Raw genomic sequence first — 17987 nt, 5'->3', positions numbered from 1 at the left:
GCTCACAGGTGACCGAACTCGACCAGCAACTCCTGCACCGAAGCACCGGAGTCGATCTTCTCGCGGACGAGACGCTCCTTGTCCATCTGCCGGTGCGTGCCCTCCAGCACGTCCCCGGCGATGGCGGCGGGGACGACCGCGATGCCGTTCTCGTCGGCGACCACGATGTCACCGGGGTTGATGACCTGGCCGCCCACCACGACCGGCACATTGACCTGGACCGGTTCGACCCGGTCGTGCACGGCGGTGGGGGAAGGCCGCGGGACGGTGCTGCGGTACCACAGGGGGAAGCCGAGATCGCGGATCTCGTCCACGTCACGGACGGCGCCGTCGACGATGCCCGCGGCGATCCCCGCCTTGATGGACAGGGTGGACATCAGCCCGCCCCACATGGCGGTCGTGGTCGTGCCGTGGCAGGCGACCACGATCACGTCGCCGGGCTCGGCCAGCGCGAGGACGGGCATGCAGTCGACGAGGTCGTCGATGGACAGGTTGACGGTGAGCGCGGGTCCGGCGATCTTGTGCTGGGGCAGCACCGGCAGCAGGCCTCCGATCGCGCCGACGCGGCGGCGGGCATCGGTGACCAGACAGCTCGGGCTGTACTCCTTCAGGACCTCGCGGAAGCCGTCCAGCAAGGCCGAGTCAGGGCGTTGCATCGCGTTCCGGATCGTTTCCACGTGTGCGTCTCCTGAGTAGTGGATGAACGGGGTCAGTGCGTGCGTGCTGCGGTGAGCGTGCGTACGCGATCGGCGAGCTGCCCGGCACTCAGGCCATGGGCCCGCAGCGCCTCCTCCTCGGTGCCGCAGACCGGCACCTCGGTCAGACCGAGGCCGTGGAAGGCCGGCAGCCTCGGCAGACCGGCCTCGAGCAGCGCGCGGGCCACAGTGTCGGCCTGGCCGCCGTGTGTGTAGTGGTTCTCGACGACCAGCAGCGTGTCCGCCTCGGCCGCGAGCTGGGCCAGCCAGTCGACGTCCACCCGGTTCAGCCAGGGGAGGTTGACCACGCGCAGGTCGATTCCGTCGGCTTCGAGCAGCGCCGCGGCGCGCAGCAGCTGCCCGAGCGCCACGGGCCCCGAGCCGACGGCCATGGTCCGGCCGCCTTCGCGCACGGTGCGGCCGCGGCCCAACTGGAGCGGCTGTGCGGGGATGCGGGCACTTTCCGGGGGTACGGGCGCACTCACCAGCCGCAGATACACGCTCTCGCGCGCGGTGAGGCAGAAGTCCACCGCCGCCTCGACCTCATCGGCGTTGGCCGGTTCCAGTACGACGAGACCGGGGACCGCGCCGACTGCGCTCACATCGCGTACGGCCTGATGGGAGTGGCCCGGTCCGGCGGGCAGCAGCCCGGCCAGTGAACCGACGTACACCACCCGGCGCCCTTCGGTTGCGTTGTTGTAGATCTGCTCGTTGGGCCGCGCGTGGAGGAAGCAGGAGAACGAGTGGACGAAGGGCAGCAGCCCGCCGGCCGCCAGTCCGCCCGCGGCGGAGACCATGTCCTGCTCCGCGATCCCGAACTCGACGAACCGCTCGGGGTAGGTACGGGAGAAGGGGACGAGCCCGGTGTCCAGCACCAGGTCCGCGTCGAGCGCGACGATCCGCGGGTCGTCCGCCGCCCGCTCAAGCAGCACTTCGCCGTACACCTCGGGAAGCCGGCGGCCGCTGGGCGGAGCCGTGGCGCGGGGCTCCTCGTCCACCAGGCGCAGCGGCGGCAGACCGGCGGTTTCCAGCACGGATTCGGCGGACGCCACCAGCTCCTGGTGAGCGGCGAGGTAGTGCTCGTCGGCGGGTGCTCCGCTGTGGAAGCGGTAGCGCCATTCGTCGTCGGGCATGGAGGTGGCGGCGAAGGTCGCGCAGCCGGCGCCCTTGACCGTGTCCGCGATGAGAACCGCGGGCGCGTCGGGGAACTGTTCGGCCCGCAGCGCGAAGGTTTTCGCCAGAGCCTCCACGTCGTTGCCGTCGCAGCGGAGCACTCCCCAGCCGTAGCTCTCGAACCGGCCCTGGAGATCGCCCAGATCGGCGACATCCCGGACCCAGGTGTCCGACTGGATCTTGTTGTGGTCGACGACCAGGGTGAGTTCGGACATCCGGTGCCTGGCGGCACCACCGAGCGATTCCCAGACCTGGCCTTCCTGCAGCTCTCCGTCGCCCATCATCACGAAGACCCTGCGTGCCCTGCCGAGCAGCCGGTCGGCCAGGATCAGGCCCTTCGCCTTCGAGACACCCATGCCGAGCGAACCGGTGTTGAAGGGCATGTGCGGGGTGCCGACGTCCGGATGGCCCGGCAGGCCGCCGAGCCGGCGGAGCCGGTGCAGCTGCTCCTCGGGCAGCTGCCCGAGGCCGGTCAGTGCCGCGTAGAGGCTCGGGACGTCGTGCCCCTTGGACGAGAAGTACACGTCTCCCTGCGTGCTGAACGGCTCGGACAGCTCGTTCAGCAGCAGGTGGCACACGACGTCGCAGGCGCTGAAGCTGGATCCGAGATGGCCCGAGCCCGCGCGGGTCACCATGTAGAGCGTGTTGATCCGGGTGAGTGAGGCGAAGGCGCGCGTGCGGTCGTGCGCGTCGTCGAGGTCCATGAGGACACGTTCGAACTCGGCGACGGGCACCCGGCGCAGTGGGAAGGACACACGGTCTCCAGAGGTCACGGTGCTCACCAGCTGACGAACCCCCCGTCGACCATGAGTTCGTGGCCGGTCACGTAGCTGCTGAGGGCGGAGGCGAGGAAGACCAGCGGGCCGGCCAGGTCCTCGTTCACGGCCATCCGCCCGAGGGGGACCCGGGCGGTGTACTGGTCGATGAACGTGGCGTCCTGCCCGCCGAGCACCCCGCCGGGCGAAAGGGTGTTGACCCGTACGCCATGGGGGCCCCACAGCGTCGCCATATAGCGGGTCAGGGCGGCGACACCCGCCTTGGACACCCCGTACGCCGGTGGTTTGAGGAAGGGCGGATCGAGCGGCAGGTGCTGGTACATCCGCGGGTCGGGCGCGACACTTCCGTACAGCGAACCGATGTTGATCACGCTGCCCCTGCCGCGGCGAGCCATGTCGGCTCCGAAGACCTGGCATGTCTTCAGCACCCCGAGGACGTTCACATCGAGCACCGCCGCCGACAGTTCGTCGGGGACGTCCTCGAACCGCCAGCTGCCCCGGTCCGCGCTCGGCGGCTGGTCGATGCCCGCGTTGTTCACCAGTACGGTCGGGGGGCCGAGGCACTCGGTGACGGTGACGAGTGCCGACTCCAGCGAGGCCCGGTCCGTGACGTCGGCGTCCAGGAACAACGTGCGGCCCGGTCCGGGAGGCGGCACCGCCGAGTTCCGTACACCTTTGAGATCGAGGCCCGCCACATCCGCCCCGGCGGCGGTCAGCGCCTCGACCCAGAGGGTGCCGAGCTTCCCGGAGGCACCGGTCACCACGGCGACCTCACCCGCGAGATCGATGCTCATCAGGCGGCGTCCGCGTCGGTCGGGGGCGCCAGGTCCTCCAGGCGGATGTCCTCATCGGCGGCGAGCGGACGGGTCAGTCGGCCGCCCAGCAACTCACCGATGCGGTAAGGCTTGAGGCCGTCACCGGGGGACTTGCAGGTGAGGTCCTCCTCCGCGATGACGTGGCCTTCGGCGAGATCACGGGCGGCGACCAGCTTCTTGCCCATCTTGCGGACCGCGGCGACCTCGCGGCCGCTGGTGGTCTTGTCGGCGGAGCCCATGGCCGCCTTCGTCCGCTGCAGGCCCTCCGTCAGCGCGGTCAACTGCGCCTGGTCCAGGGAGAAGTGGTGATCGCTGCCCTTCGCCCGGTGGTCGAGGGTGAAGTGCTTCTCGATCACCCGGGCGCCGAGGGAGTACGCGATCAGGCTGAGCTCCGGCCCGAGGTCGTGCCCGGAGAATCCGATCACCACCTCCGGGAACTCCTCCCGGAAGGTGGAGATGACCCGGAGGTTGAGGTCCTCGGGCGCGGCCGGGTAGGCGGCGGTGCACTGCAGCAGCGCCAGCTCGGGGTTGAGCGGCAGGATCGTGTCGCACGCGCGGCGGACCTCGTCCATGGTCGCTCCGCCCGTGCTGAGGATCAGCGGCACGCCGGTCTTGGCCGCGTGGCTCAGCAGCGGAGTGCTGGTCAGATCCGCCGAAGCGATCTTGATGGCGGGCAGGCCCAGCTCGGCCAGGAAGTCCACGCTGGGCACGTCGAAGGCGGTGGAGATGAAGTCGACGCCCAGCTCGCCCGCCACCTTCTGGAGGTGGCGGTATTCGCTGCGCCCGAACTCCAGCGCTTCGCGGTGCTCACCGTAGGTGCCGCCGTAGCTGTGCACGCTGGTGTAGGGCTCGTTGTACATGGCCCGGGTGAAGAGGCTCTTGTTGTCGCGCTTCTGCAGCTTGACCGCGGTCGCTCCGGCGGCGGCTGCCGCCTGGAAGAGCGCCTCGGCGCGGGCGACACTGCCGCCGTGGTTGTGGCCGATCTCGGCGATGACGTACGCATGGGTGTCGTCGGAGACGGTGTGTCCGGAGATGTCGAGGGAACGCATGAGGAGGAAGCTCCCGCTCTTGTGCGGCTTGCTCGCCGACTGTGGAATGAACCGAGGGGTGGTGCTCAGCCCCGGTTGCCCGCCACCGAGGCGATGCCCTCGGCGACTCCGCTGACCGTCGGGGCTTCGTAGAAGGCGCGCAGAGAGATGTCGACGCCGAAGGTCTGCTCGATCCGCGAGGTGATCTCCACGGCGTGCAGGGAGTGGCCGCCGAGGTCGAAGAAGTCCTCCTGCGGCCCGATGTCCGTAAGGCCGAGCTGGTCGCTCCAGATCTCGGTGACCGCCCGCTCGATGTCGGCTCTGGCGGCCGTGGGCTCAATCCGTCCCAGCGGCATCCGCGATCACCCGCCCGGGCCGGCCGGCTGCCGGGCGGAAGGCCGGCCCCCGCAGGGCTCGTCGGTCCACCTTGCTGTTGGTCGTCAACGGGAGTCCTTCCAGCAGGCTGAACAGCGTGGGCACCATGTGGCCGGGAAGCCTGGAGGCGGTGTGGGCGCGGAGTTCCGCGACGCCGAGCGCCGGGTTCCGGGGCACCACGTACGCCACCAGGCGCTGGCCGCCCGGCTCGTCCTCGCGCGCCACCACGGCCACCTCGCGGACCTCCGGGTGGGTGCCGAGTACGGACTCGATCTCACCCAGCTCGATTCGGTAGCCGCGGAACTTGAGCTGGCCGTCCTTCCGGCCGATGAAGAAGAGTTCCCCGTCCGGGGTCCGGCGGACGATGTCGCCGGTCCGGTAGAGCCGGGCGCCCGGCACCTCGCTGAAGGGATCGGCCATGAACGAACGGGCCGTGGCCCCCGGCCTGCCGACGTATCCCCGGGCCAACAGGCTGCCGCCCAGGTGCAGTTCACCGGAGACCCCGACGGGGCATTCGTTCAGCGACTCGTCCAGGATGTACGCGGTCCGGTCGCCGATGGGGTCACCGAGGGGTGCGCCCAGCCCCTCGTCGACCCGGGTCACCGGGCTGATGGTGGGCGTGATGACGGTCTCGGTCGGCCCGTACGCGTTGATCAGCGGGATCCCGGCCTTCTGCTGCCAGACCAGGGCTGCCGACGCGGACATCCGGTCGCCGCCGACGATCATCTGGCGCAACGGGATGTCCGGCCACTCCCGCCAGTCGAGAGCCTTGACGATGGCGTGCCAATAGCCCGTGGCCAGGTGCGACACGGTCACCCGGTGCCGCCCCAGGAAGTCCAGCATCCCGGAGACGCTGAGCGTCTCGTCGCTCACTACCAACGTGGCGCCCAGGGCCAGGGTGCTGAGCGCCTGTTCGATGGCCGTGTCCACGTGCATGGGCGAGAACTGCAGGACGCGGTCCTCGCGCCGCAGGCCGAAGCCGCGGGTGATCGCGGTGATCTGCTCGGCGAGCAGGTCACGGTGGATGACGACACCCTTGGGGCGGCCCGTCGTACCCGATGTGTAGAGGATGTACGCGGCGTTCGCCGGGGCCAGGGCATCGCGGTCGGGGGATCCGGCCTGCGGTGTCCCGCCCGGCTCCGGCCACATGAGCTTGTCCGCCGGCAGCCCCTCGTGGGGCGTGTCGCTGCCGACGAACAGCAGTGCGGCGCGGCTGTCCTCGAGGATCATCCGGTTGCGCTCCGGCGGTGCGGCGGTCTCGAGCGGGAGGTAGACCCCTCCTGCCTTGAGTACGGCGATGAGCGCCACGGCCGCCTCGAGCTTGCGCCGCACGTGAACGGCGACGACACGCTCCGGGCCGATGCCCCGCCGCCGCATGGCGACGGCGAGCGCGTCGGTCAGCTCGTCGAGCTGTCGGTACGTCAGTTCTTGCTGCTCGTCGATGAGTGCGAGCGCGTCCGGCGTCTCCGCGGCACGCCGCCGGAATCGTTCCTCCACCGTGGACGCGGTCCGAGACCTCTCGGACCCGGGTTCCGGCGTGACGTGTTCGTTCATTCGGCAACCACCCCCATCGCGTCCTTGCGCTCCTCCGTGTCCTTCTCCGCCTGGGGGGTGCGCAGCCGCCACACCAGGGGCAGCAGAAGAGCACCCACCGAGAGCACAACCGCCGCGACGGCGCCGACCGCGAGGACCGTACGGGCCCCGAACTCGGCGGCCGCGGGCCCGGCGAGGGCCATTCCGACGGGCGCGGCGATGAGACTTCCGAACATCGACACCGAGCTGGTACGGGCGATCACCTCGGCCGGCACGTTCTGCTGGATCGCGGTGGTCTGCAGTACCACGTACAGGGTTTGCTGAAGGCCCGCGGCGAAGCCGGCCACCGCGACCAGCGGGGTCCAGCCGGGCAGTGCCAGCAGGGCCGGGAACGGCACGATGGCGAGGAAGGAGACCATGGCGGCGACCATGGGCAGGGCCGGCTTCCACCTGCCGGTCACGACCCCGCCGGACAGCCCGCCGATCGCGTAACAGATGCCGATGGCCGCCCAGGCCGGCGCTCCACCGAGGTGCTCGTCGGCGACGAACGGCCCCAGCACGAGCACCGGGCAGATCACGATCATGTTCGCCAGGCAGACGTGCAGGATCCAGACCCACAGCCACGTGCGCTCGCGTACGGCGGCGATGCCGTCGCCGATGCTCTTCAGTACACCGGTACGGCGGTCCAGCCGCTCGGAGGCCAGTGCCTTCGGCAGCCGCCACAGGAAGTACGCGCTGCCGGCGAAGGTCAGGGCGTCGATGAGCAGCGAGTAGCCCGTGCCCACCGTCGCCACCAGCGCACCCGAGGCGGCCAGCGCCATGATCTGACCGGTGCTCTTCGAGACGCTGATGACCGAATTGGCCTCGGCCAGCCGGTCCTTGGGGACGACGGACGTGACCAGCCCCTGAGCCGCCGGGTTGAAGAACGCCGACCCGGCACCGGCGAGCAGCTGCAGCACGATGAGCATCCACAGCTCTGCGGTACCGGTGAGCAGCAGCACGGCCGTCGTGGCCTGGGTCGCACAGCGGACCACGTCGGTGACCAGCATGATCCTGCGCCGGGAAAGCCGGTCGCCCACGGCGCCGCCCAGCAGAGCCAGCAGGATCATCGGCAGCCGGCTGCTGAGCAGGATCACGCCGAGCGCGGCGGGGGAGCCGGTGATCTCGAGGACGGCGAAGGCGAGGGCCAGCGGCGTCAGCGAGTCACCGAAGGCGGAGAGGGTCTGGCCCAGGTAGTACCGGCGGAAGTCGGGTATGACGAGAAGTGTTCTCATCGATGAGGCAGAAGCCATGTCAATCCTTGGGGTCCGGGTCCCAGGTGCTTCCGCACATCAGGCCGTGGTGCTGTCCATGACTTCGCGGAGGCTGCGCGGACGCATGTCCGTCCAGTGCTGGTCGACATACGCGGTGCACTCGTCCTCCGTGCCGTCGAAACCTGCCTCACGCCAGCCGCCGGGGGTCGGGAGCTGATCGGGGAAGATCGCGTACTGCTCTTCCTCGTTGATGACGACTTTCCAGGTGACCGGGCTGCCCTCGGACATAGCTCCTCCAAAACACTCGCTAAAACGCTCGTTCGTAACTCGTGAGGTCGGACGGTTCGTTCGTGCGTCAGGCTCGACGACTGCTCGGCTGTGCCGCTGCCGCTGCCGCTGCCGCTGCCGCCATCTCGGCGAGGAGACCCGCCACGTCCGCCAGGTGGTCCTGGTAGAAGAAGTGGCCTCCGGTCATCACGCGGACATCCATGCCGGCATCGGCGCACTCGCTCCACCGGGCGAGCCCGTCCGACGGCACCGCCGCGTCCGCCTCGCCGCCGATGGCCAGCACCGGGCAGGACACCCTGTGAGTGCCTCCGGGTTCCGGGTAGTCCACGGTCAGGCCGAGGTCGGCACGCACGATCGGCATGACGAGTTCGAGCAGTTCGGGCTCCTCGAAGAACTCCTCGGGCAGCCCTCCCAGGCTCCGCAGATACGCCTCCAGCTCGTCGTCCGCGATGAACCGGGAGGAGGTGTCCACGACGGGACGGGCCAGGTGCGGAGGCAGGCAGCTGGCGGGTGCGAAGCCGCCGACCTCACGGCCGGCCGCCTCCAGGCGGCGGACAAGCTGCCACCCCACCATGGCCCCCAGGCTGTGGCCGAAGACGACGAGAGGGCCGTCCACCCATCGCTCCACGGCCTCGGTCAACGGCTCGACCAGGTCGGTCAGCCGCTCTGGGAGCGGATCGCGCATACGTGACCCGCGCCCCGGATACTGGCCGGCCAGCACGCGGATGGAGGACGGGAGCTTCGCGGCCAGATCGGCGTACGTGTGCGGGCTTCCGCCGGCGTGGGGCAGCAGCAGGAGCGTAACCTCGGACGCTTCGGTTGCTTCTGGAAATTCCCAGAGCCAGGGAGTGGGGACGACCGCCCGTCGCGCAGGAGCCTTCTCCGACATTCGTAGAGTACCGCTCACCGTGCGTCTTCTCCCCGGGAATGTTCCTGCTGTTTCACCATGCGTTCAATTTCCCGGACATAGTCCTGGAGATCGCTGTGCTCGAACAGGGCCCGTATCGACAGCTGTACGCCGAGCTCACCGGAGAGTTGGTTGGCCGTCCGCAGTGCGATAAGCGAATTCCCGCCGAGCGAGAAGAAATTGTCTGTTGGCTGAATTTTCCCGACGTTGAGCGCGCCGCTCCACGCCCGGACTACGGCCGCCAAGATCTGTTCGTTGTCAGGAAGGGATTGCGGAGTAGGCACGAAGAGTTCCTGGATGTAGGAGTTACGGGCCGGTTTCGCGCCGTCGGCGGGCCGCTCTTTCAGTCCCAGCCCAGGTCCTCGCGGTGATCCTGCGCGGCGCCGATGGTCATGCCGGACGCCGGACTCTCGGCGGATGGCGCATCGACGACAGTCGCAACACCGATCAGACATGCGACTGCCAGGGCGGCAAAAATGTGACGAATCATGACAGAGTCCCCCTGCTCAAACGTCCTCAGCCCGGAAGGGCATGGGCCACTCTGCACGAACGTTTGATTCCGTCGCACGCGTTTTGGGGGGCCGTAAATGCGCCAGGCGCATGTGCGAGGAGTACGCAAGCGGATATTGCGTGGCGAATCGGACTTATCTGCGCGGCCGGCCTGCGGCGAGGGAGGGGGATCGGCCCGTGCCTCGGCATGCCCGGAGTCGGCGGATCCACGCCTGTGCGCGGCAGACTGGCCCGAATTGATCCTCAGCGCGGGTCGCGGATACTCTGCGAAATGGGGGTTGAGCTTCACCAATACACGGCTTACGGTTTGAGTCCGGTGTAAGTCACTGTGCGGCCTCATTCAGGAAAAGAGGCGGTACCACCAGCGCCACACCGATTCGGGGAGCTGCTGATCCACCATGCAAGTTCAGGAAAACACGCCTCATGACCCTCTGGAGTCCTGGCTGGCGCATGCCGGGGAATTCGAATCCGCTGCGCTACCCCGCGCGGACCGCACCCTGCCGCTGAATGCTTCGCATGCGCAACGAGGCATGTGGCTGGCTCAGCAGGTGGCCGACGCCGCCGACCGTTCCCTGACGACCTCCCATGTGTACCGGCTGGCAGGGCCGTTGAAGGCGGAGGCCCTGAGGCTCGCCCTTGACGCCCTTGTGGAGCGCCACGAGGTTCTGCGCACCGGCTTCGCGATCGGTGGCGCCGACCTGATCCAAGTCGTGGGGGAACCCGTCGGCGCGGACCTGGATATCCTGGATGTCACCGATCCCGCCGAACTGCCCCTGCTCGTCCGTGAGTTTCTGCGGCAGCCCTTCGACCTCGGCCGCGACCAGCTGTTGCGCTCCCGTCTCTATCGGGTGGACGAGAACACGCACACGCTCGCCGTCGCGTTCCATCACATCGCCACCGACGGCTGGTCCATGGGGATCTTCCATGAGGAGCTCGCGGGCCTCTACCGCGCCGCGTCCCTGCGCTCCGGCTCCTCGGCCCCCCTCGCGCAGGCCGCAGGTCTGCGCGACCTGGCGGTGCAGTATCCGGACTATGCCGTCTGGCAGCGGACCCTGGCCGAGGACGGCGAGGAGTACGGGGATTCGCTCGACTACTGGCGGACCCGGCTGGCCGATGCGCCTGCAATGATCGCCCTGCCCACGGACCGACCCCGGTCACAGGTGCGTTCGGCCTCCGGAGGCCGGGTGCATCTGGAGGTGACCCCCGAGCAGTCGGCCTTGACCGTACGAGTGGCGGCGGCCCACGGGACGACGCCCTTCACCCTGCAGTTCGCCGTGTTCCAGGCCCTGCTCGCCGCCTGGTCGGAGCAGTACGAACTCGTCACCGGCGTCACCACGGCGAACAGGGCGCTCCCGGAGACGGAGCCGCTCATCGGATTCCTCGTCAATGTGCTGCCCATCCGGACCTCGCACACCCCCGACACCCCCTTCGCCGAGCACCTTGCCCGGTGCGGGACGCTCCTGCGAGAGGCGTACGAACACGGCGACGTCCCCTTCGAGCTGCTGCTGGAGAAGCTGGAGATTCCACGCCTCCCCGGTCTCAAGCCGCTGATCCAGGTCACCGTCGCCGCCCATCAGGACTCGGCCCCACTCTCCCTGAGCGGACTTCACACCGAGTACCTGCCGCCCGAACGCCACGATGTGCACGACGACTTGACCCTGTATCTGGGCACCACACCGCAAGGCGCCGTGGTCGATCTCGACTACCGCAGCGGCTTGTTCGACCGGGAGACCGTGACCGCGCTGGCGCACGCGTATGTGCGACTCCTCGACGCGGCCTGCACGGGTCCGCAGCAGCCGGTCGCGGCCCTCATCGAGCGAGCGGACGCGGGCTCGCCTCGCCCTGACCCTCGCCAACATCCGCGGCCATGAGCCGCTTTCTTCACACCAGAGTTGGAGCTTGCGCGAAGATGTCGGAACTCGACTGCGTCGTAATCGGATACAACGAAGGCGATTTCCAGGACTACCGCCTCATGTGCGAGCGGAGCGGCCCTGGCACGCCCGAGTGGCAGATCTACCGCAAGGAGCACCTGGAGATCGACGGGCGCCCACAGTCCTGGATGGATGCGCTCAGCGCTCTGCGGAACAAGGCAACCGGACGTAACGACCGCTACCACGTCGGTGAGGTCTTCAACCTGGGCAGCCTGTACCTGACCAACTTCCTTCGCCGGCACAACCTGAGCGCGGAAGCGATCTCCCTCTTCGGCGGCGAGCAGGAGCGGCTGATCCGGCTCCTGGAGCGGCGGCCCGCGGTCGTGGCGGTCACCACGACGTTCTACGTGAACATCCTGTCCGTGGCCCCGGTCGTCGAGTTCATCCGTGCGCACTCGCCCACCTCGCACATCGTGGTGGGCGGACCGCTGATCGACAACATCTGCATCGACGGAATCACCGAGGAAGTGCAGGACCTCTTCCACGGTATGGATGCCGACAGCTACGTCTGGGAGTCCCAGGGCGAGCACGCGCTGGTCGAGCTCTGCAACGCGGTCGGGGCGGGCCTGCCGCTCGACGGGATAGCCAACCTCGTCACCTGCCCCGAGGACGACTGGGTGGCCAACCGGCGCAAGCCCGAGGCCAACGACCTGCACCTCGGCTCGATCGACTGGGCCGGCTTCCCCGCCGACCAGATCGGGGTCACCGCGCAGACGCGTACCGCGCGCAGCTGCGCCTTCAAGTGCAGCTTCTGCGACTACCCGACGCGAGCGGGCGCCCTCACCACCGCCTCGGTCGACACCGTACGCAACGAGCTGCGGGCCATGGCGGAGCTCGGCGTCCGCAACCTGGTCTTCGTCGACGACACCTTCAACGTACCGCCCAAGCGGTTCAAGGAAATCTGCCGGATGATGATCGAGGAGGACCTCGGCCTCAACTGGTACTCGTACTTCCGCTGCTCCAACGCGAGGGACGACGAGACGTTCGACCTGGCCGCCGAGAGCGGCTGCCGTGGCGTCTTCCTGGGCATCGAGTCCGGCGACGCGGACATTCTCGCCGGCATGAACAAGCTGGCCCAGGACTCGCAGTACCGGGACGGGATCAGGCGGCTCAAGGAGCGTGGCATCACCACCTTTGCGTCGATCATCGTCGGCTTCCCCGGTGAGAGCGAGCGCACGATCGAGAACACCATCGACTTCGTCAACGAGACCGCCCCGACCTTCTGGCGCGCCCAGCCGTGGTGGGCGAACCCGCGCTCGCCCATCTACCGGAGCAAGGACGTCCTCGGCATCGAGGGCGCCGGGTACAGCTGGAAGCACGCGACGATGGACTCGAAGCAGGCCGCCGACTGGTGCGACACCATGTTCGACCGGGTGACGGAGTCGGTATGGCTTCCGCTCTACGACTTCGACTTCTGGGCGCTGCCCTACCTCGAAGGCAAAGGGCTCGGCGTCGACCAGCTCGTACCGCTGCTGCGCACGACGCAGCACCTGATGCGCGAACGCGATCTGGAGACATCCGATCCGGCGCGGGTGGCCGCCCTGAGCAAGCAGCTCGCCGAGGACGTGGCCGCCCTGGACCTGGCCCCGGCCCGCTTCTCCTACACGTCATGACGGAACTCCCCGCCGGTGGCGCGGTCCACTCGTTGATCTCGGCCGCCGCCCGGGAGCACCCCGGGCGGGATGCGCTGGTCTCCCGGACCGGCCGGCTCACCTACCGGGAACTCGACCTGCTCGCCGACCGGTTGTGCGACCGCCTCATCCACGACGGTCTGGAGCGGCAGTCCGTCGTGGGTCTCCATGTGCCCCGCGGCCTGGAGCAGGTGGTCGCCCTGCTCGCGGTACTGAAAGCCGGCTGCGCCTATCTCCCGCTCGATCCCACGTACCCCGCCGAGCGGTTGCGCTACATGGCACGGGCGGCGAACGCCGCCCGGATCCTCACCGCCGGGAGAGGAACGGAGGGTGGTCTCTTCGACGGCGCCACGGTCGACGTGAGCGATGCGGCCGACGTGGCGCGGCCGAGCGTCACGCGGACCACGGGATCGGGGTCCGCTGCCGCCCCCGTCCACCCCGCTGAACTGGCCTACGTGCTGTACACCTCGGGGACGACAGGCCGCCCGAAGGGCGTGGAACTGACGCACGGAGGTCTGCGTGCCCTGCGCGACGGCCTGGAGAACAGCGTATGGCGCGGCCTCGGACACTCCGTCGTGGCCTGGAACGCCAGCGCTTCGTTCGACGCCTCGGTCCAGCAGTGGCTGCGGCTGTGCCGAGGGGACACCCTCGTACTGCTGGACGAGGAACTGCGGACCGACCCCGCCGCCCTGGTGGAGTACCTGACGAAGCAGGGTGTCACCGACCTCGATGTGGTTCCTTCCCATCTCGCCCAGCTGACCGGGGATCTGGCGGCTTCCGGCCTGCCGCTGCGCCTCCTGGTCGGCGGCGAGCCACTGCCGTCCGGGCTGTGGCAGGAACTGACCGCCATGGAACGCGGCCAGGGAGTGCGGGCCTGGAATCTCTACGGTCCCACCGAGTGCACCGTCGATGTCACCGCGGCCCCGGTCTCCGGCGCCGTCCCTCACCTCGGCGAACCGCTGCCCGGCGTGCGGTGTTACGTACTGGACGAGTGGTTCAGGCCCGTACCGCAGGGAGAGCTGGGCGAACTCTTCGTGGCGGGGCCCGGGGTCGGCCGGGGCTACCGGAACCTGCCCGGGCGGACCGCCGCCGCCTTCCTGCCTGACTCGCTGGCCGGCGACGGCGGCCGGATGTACCGGACCGGCGACCTGGTGCGCAGGGACTCCTCCGGCAGGCTGGAGTACGGCCGCCGGCGCGACCGCCAGGTGAAGGTCCGCGGCCACCGGGTCGAACTCGGAGAGATCGAGGCCACGCTGCGGGCGATGCCGGTTGTCGTCAATGCCGCCGCGGTGCTGCGCACCGACCTGCCGTCCGGACCGGGCATCGTCGCCTACCTCGTCCTCAAGCCACCCTGCTCCACGGACACGGTCCGCGCCTGGCTGAGCGAGCGCCTGCAGGGCCCCTTCGTACCCGCCGCGATGGTGGAGCTGGAAGCGCTGCCGCTGAACGTGAACGGCAAGGTGGACCACTCCCAGCTGCCGCCGGTCCCGTTCGACCGGGAACCGGCCGACGACGGCCCTGATGCCGATGCCGGCGTCGCGGCTTCCGGGGTGGAACGCGACATCGCCGAGATCTGGGCCACCGTGCTGGGGCTCGGCCGGGTCGCGCCCGGTGACAACATCTTCGAGCTCGGCGCCGACTCACTGTCCGTCCTACGGGTCATCAACCGGTGCCGGGACCACTTCGACGTACGGATGCGGACCCGCCTGCTGTTCGACAACCCGGTGCTCCGCGACTTCGCCGCGGCAGTCCAGAACGCCACCATGCCCCCTCTCCACGCAGCAGCCATGAAGGAGCCCCGTCCGTGAGTGACCAGCTCGCGCTCCACCCCGGTCCGTTCCAGGTGCACCAGGGCGGTCCGTCCCCCGCGTCGTTCTCCCAGGCGCGCCTCTGGTTCGCCGACCAGATGGGGCAGCGCGGACTGGAGTTCGTCTATCCGTACGCGATGAGGCTGCGCGGCGCGCTCGACGTGGCCGCACTCAGCCAGGCCCTCGATGGGCTGGTCGCCCGGCATGAGACGCTGCGCACCACGTTCACGGCACCGGACGGGGAACCGCTCCAGACGGTGAACGAGCCGTACTCGCTCGCGCTGACGGCCGTAGAGCTCGGTGCCGAGGACGACGCGGTACTGCACGGTGAGCTCAGGGCGGCCATCGAGATTCCCTTCGACATTTCCCGCGGCCCGGTGCTGCGGACCCGGCTGTGGCGGACCGGCCCCGACGAGCACGTATTCCTGCTGGTCATCCATCACATCGCCACCGACGGCTGGTCCATGGAGATCCTCTTCCGGGAACTGGGCGAGGCGTACGACGCGCTCACCGCGGGCCGGGTCGCGGACTTCGCCCCGCTCACCACGCGGTTCAGTGACGTCGCCCGCCGGGAGCGGGAGCGGTTCGCCGCCGGGAAGCCGGCCGGGGATCAGGCCGAGGACCTGGCGTTCTGGCGGAAGCATCTCGACGGCTGCCCCCATGTCATCGACCTGCCGCTGGACCACCCCCGCCCCGCGGCGCAGACCTTCAAGGGGCGCCACCTCTCGTTCGACGTACCCGCCTCGGTCGCGGTGGGTGTGGACGGCCTCGGCAAGAAGTGCGGCGCGTCCACCTACATGGTCCTGCTGGCCGCCTTCGAGGTACTGCTCACCCACTGGTCCGGCCGGCGCGACTTCATCGTCGGCATGCCGGTCGCCAACCGGGAGGCATCCGACACGGAAGACCTCGTCGGGTTCTTCATGAACATCCTGCCCGTGCGGGCTCGGCTGGACATGAGCGGTTCGTTCCGCGATCTCGTGGCCTCGGTCAGAGAGACCACTCTGGACGCGTACGACTATCAGGAGCTCTCCTTCGACCGGCTGGTGGAGGAGATCTCGCCCGAGCGTTCGCTCGCCCACAACGCGCTCGTGCAGGTCACCTTCAACATGGAGCGGGAGCCCCGTCTCGCCTTCGACGGCATCCGCATCGACACGCTCGACGTGCGGCCCGACATCGCGCGGTACGACCTGGCAGTCGATTACGTCCTCACCGACGAGGGCCACCTTCGCTTCGGTGTCTCCTACGCGAGCGACCTCTTCGAGAGGGAGACGATCGAAGCACTGGCGCAGCGGTACGCACTGCTGCTCGATTCGGTGCTGAGGCAGCCGGACGCCCCGCTGTCGGCACTTCCCGTCCAGGACCCGGCGGAGGAATCACGCCTCCTCGCCCTCGGCTCCGGCCCGGAACCAGCCGCAACTGCCTCCGGCGTGCTCGAGCGCTTCCGTGCCGCGGTCGCGGCAACACCCGACGGCACGGCCGTCGTCGACGGCGACCTCTCGCTGTCCTTCCGCGAGGTGGACCTGCGGGCACGTTCGATCGCCCGGCTCGTGTCGTCCATGGGCGCCGGCCCCGGGTCGGTCGTCGGCGTGTGCATGGCACGCTCCGCCGACCTGCTGGCCACGATGCTCGGCGTCCTGCGAGCGGGCGCCGCTTACCTGCCGCTCGACCCGCACTATCCAGCCGAGCGGCTCGCGTACCTCGTAGGTGACAGCGGAGCGCAGCTCGTACTGACCCGCGCCCAGGACCCGTTGCCGGAGGAGGTCCAGGGCCTGGTGACCACGGTCCGGATCGAACCGCAGCTGCTCCCGGAGCCGGAGGCAGGGCCGGGGGCGCTGTCCGGCTCCGACATCCACCCGGACCAGTGCGCCTATGTGATCTACACCTCCGGATCGACCGGGCTGCCCAAGGGAGTTCAGGTCAGTCACGGCTCCCTGTCGCAGCTGGTGGCCGGCCTGGAGGAGTCGGGCGCTGTGCGCCCGCAGCCCGGACGGGTGGGCTGGAACGCCAGCCCGTCCTTCGACGCCTCCGTCGCCCAGTGGACCCGGGTCTGCCGCGGGGACACCGTGGTGGTGGTTCCCGAGGAGCTGCGCCGAGTCCCGGACCAGCTGTCCGCGTTCGTCGTCCGCGAGCAGCTCACTGATCTCCACGTCACCCCCTCCTATGCGGAGCATCTGCTGGAGCAGCTCGCGTCGGCGCTGCCGTCCGACAGCGGGCTGCGGTCGGGGCCGCACCTGCGGCTGTGGATCGGCGGGGAGGTGATCACGCCGCCCCTCTGGCAAGCCGTTGCGGCGGTGGGTGCCCGGACCGGAATGCAGGCGATCAACGTCTACGGCACCAGCGAGACCACTGTCGACAACATCTGGGCGCTCGTCACAGCCGGACAGGGCCCCCGCCTGGCCACCGTCCTGCCCGGTCAGTCCGTACGGGTACTGGACGACGCACTGCGCCCGGTCCCGAGGGGTGTGCGAGGAGAGCTGTACGTCGGCGGCCCCGCGGTGGCCCGCGGCTATCTGGGCAGGCCCGGACAGACCGCGTCGCGTTTCCTTCCGGATCCGTGGGGACCCGCCGGTTCCCGTATGTACCGCACGGGCGACCTCGCGCGCTGGACGTTCGACGGGCGGCTGGAAATCACGGGGCGTACCGACCACCAGGTGAAGGTCCGCGGCTACCGCATCGAGCCCGGCGAGATCGAGGTGGTTCTCACCGAGCTGTCGGACGTCCTGGAGTGCGCGGTGGTGCGTACGGAGCAGGACGGCACCGCGGCGGTGGCTGCGTTCGTGCGGATGACGCCTGCAGGGACCGTCGGGCGGGTGCGTGAGCACGCCGAACGGTATCTCCCCGAGTGGATGCGGCCCTCGACCTTCACCCCGGTCGACGAGATGCCGCTGACCCCGGCGGGCAAGCTTGACCGGTCGGCGCTCATGGAGCGCGGAACCGTCGTGGCCGGCCGGCCCGAGCATGCCGGCGGCGAGCCGGGCGAGGCCGCGCCCCTGACCGCCACCGAGGCGCTGCTGATCGGCGTCTGCCAGGAGGTGCTGGGGGTGGAGGGTCTGCGGCCCGGCGACCACTTCTTCGAGGCCGGCGGCCACTCGCTGCTGGCGATCCGAGTCGTGGCGCGGATCAAGCGGCGGACGAAGCTGAGCATCCCGATGACCGCGGTCTTCGAGCATCCGGTCATCTCGGACCTGGCGTCCCACGTCGAGCAGGTGATCCGGGAGCGCATGGCGTCCTCGTGAGCTTCAAAGTCGTGAGCTTCACCCGTCC

The 17987-nt window shown here is 69.4% G+C and carries 15 protein-coding genes; 4 read left to right on the top strand and 11 right to left on the bottom strand.

The genetic code is table 11. The annotated features are described in order from the left end of the window. Nucleotides 1-2: 2 nt before the first annotated feature. The 11 genes from ACFYO2_RS33655 to ACFYO2_RS33605 all read right to left on the bottom strand — a co-directional run bounded on the left by ACFYO2_RS33655 (nt 3) and on the right by ACFYO2_RS33605 (nt 9333). A complete protein-coding gene (locus ACFYO2_RS33655; protein WP_388356626.1) occupies nt 3-677 on the bottom strand; it encodes an RraA family protein in 675 nt (224 codons plus the stop codon). 32 nt (nt 678-709) lie between these two features. After that, a complete protein-coding gene (locus ACFYO2_RS33650; protein WP_388356623.1) occupies nt 710-2623 on the bottom strand; it encodes a transketolase C-terminal domain-containing protein in 1914 nt (637 codons plus the stop codon). A gap of 23 nt (nt 2624-2646) precedes the next feature. Then, a complete protein-coding gene (locus ACFYO2_RS33645; RefSeq protein WP_388356620.1) occupies nt 2647-3438 on the bottom strand; it encodes an SDR family oxidoreductase in 792 nt (263 codons plus the stop codon). Beyond that, nucleotides 3438-4508, bottom strand: coding sequence for an N-acetylneuraminate synthase family protein (locus tag ACFYO2_RS33640; RefSeq protein ID WP_388356617.1), 1071 nt, complete (start codon nt 4506-4508; stop codon nt 3438-3440). Before ACFYO2_RS33640 ends, ACFYO2_RS33645 begins: the two co-directional genes overlap by 1 nt. A gap of 65 nt (nt 4509-4573) precedes the next feature. Next, nucleotides 4574-4843 (bottom strand): acyl carrier protein, encoded by a 270-nt coding sequence (locus ACFYO2_RS33635; protein WP_388356615.1) that lies wholly within the window; start codon nt 4841-4843, stop codon nt 4574-4576. Further along, on the bottom strand, nt 4824-6359 hold the full coding sequence (locus tag ACFYO2_RS33630) for an amino acid adenylation domain-containing protein (RefSeq protein WP_388356614.1): 1536 nt from the start codon (nt 6357-6359) through the stop codon (nt 4824-4826). The genes ACFYO2_RS33635 and ACFYO2_RS33630 overlap by 20 nt, the downstream gene beginning before the upstream one ends. Nucleotides 6360-6412: 53 nt before the next feature. Continuing rightward, nucleotides 6413-7669, bottom strand: coding sequence for an MFS transporter (locus tag ACFYO2_RS33625; RefSeq protein WP_388356611.1), 1257 nt, complete (start codon nt 7667-7669; stop codon nt 6413-6415). A 57-nt stretch (nt 7670-7726) separates the two neighbouring features. Continuing rightward, on the bottom strand, nt 7727-7936 hold the full coding sequence (locus ACFYO2_RS33620) for an MbtH family protein (RefSeq protein WP_388356608.1): 210 nt from the start codon (nt 7934-7936) through the stop codon (nt 7727-7729). A 67-nt stretch (nt 7937-8003) separates the two neighbouring features. After that, nucleotides 8004-8825 carry a thioesterase II family protein gene (locus ACFYO2_RS33615; RefSeq protein WP_388356605.1) on the bottom strand — a complete coding sequence of 274 codons (822 nt, stop codon included), beginning with the start codon at nt 8823-8825 and terminating at the stop codon, nt 8004-8006. A 14-nt stretch (nt 8826-8839) separates the two neighbouring features. Then, nucleotides 8840-9127 (bottom strand): phosphopantetheine-binding protein, encoded by a 288-nt coding sequence (locus tag ACFYO2_RS33610; RefSeq protein ID WP_388356603.1) that lies wholly within the window; start codon nt 9125-9127, stop codon nt 8840-8842. Nucleotides 9128-9186: 59 nt separating this feature from the next. After that, a complete protein-coding gene (locus ACFYO2_RS33605; RefSeq protein WP_388356600.1) occupies nt 9187-9333 on the bottom strand; it encodes a hypothetical protein in 147 nt (48 codons plus the stop codon). Between the two features lie 418 nt (nt 9334-9751). Between ACFYO2_RS33605 and ACFYO2_RS33600 the strand changes: the two genes are divergently transcribed. Genes ACFYO2_RS33600 through ACFYO2_RS33585 form a run of 4 tightly spaced genes read left to right on the top strand, consistent with a single transcriptional unit; the run spans nt 9752 to nt 17959 of the window. Beyond that, nucleotides 9752-11224 (top strand): condensation domain-containing protein, encoded by a 1473-nt coding sequence (locus ACFYO2_RS33600; RefSeq protein ID WP_388356597.1) that lies wholly within the window; start codon nt 9752-9754, stop codon nt 11222-11224. 38 nt (nt 11225-11262) lie between these two features. Then, on the top strand, nt 11263-12897 hold the full coding sequence (locus ACFYO2_RS33595) for a PhpK family radical SAM P-methyltransferase (protein ID WP_388356594.1): 1635 nt from the start codon (nt 11263-11265) through the stop codon (nt 12895-12897). Beyond that, nucleotides 12894-14723, top strand: coding sequence for a non-ribosomal peptide synthetase (locus ACFYO2_RS33590; protein WP_388356591.1), 1830 nt, complete (start codon nt 12894-12896; stop codon nt 14721-14723). Before ACFYO2_RS33595 ends, ACFYO2_RS33590 begins: the two co-directional genes overlap by 4 nt. After that, nucleotides 14720-17959, top strand: coding sequence for an amino acid adenylation domain-containing protein (locus ACFYO2_RS33585; RefSeq protein WP_388356588.1), 3240 nt, complete (start codon nt 14720-14722; stop codon nt 17957-17959). Before ACFYO2_RS33590 ends, ACFYO2_RS33585 begins: the two co-directional genes overlap by 4 nt. Nucleotides 17960-17987: the final 28 nt, after the last annotated feature.

This window comes from Streptomyces sp. NPDC006602, from assembly GCF_042870385.1.
Taxonomy (GTDB): Bacteria; Actinomycetota; Actinomycetes; order Streptomycetales; family Streptomycetaceae; genus Streptomyces.
This window is presented reverse-complemented; position numbering and strand designations above follow the sequence as displayed.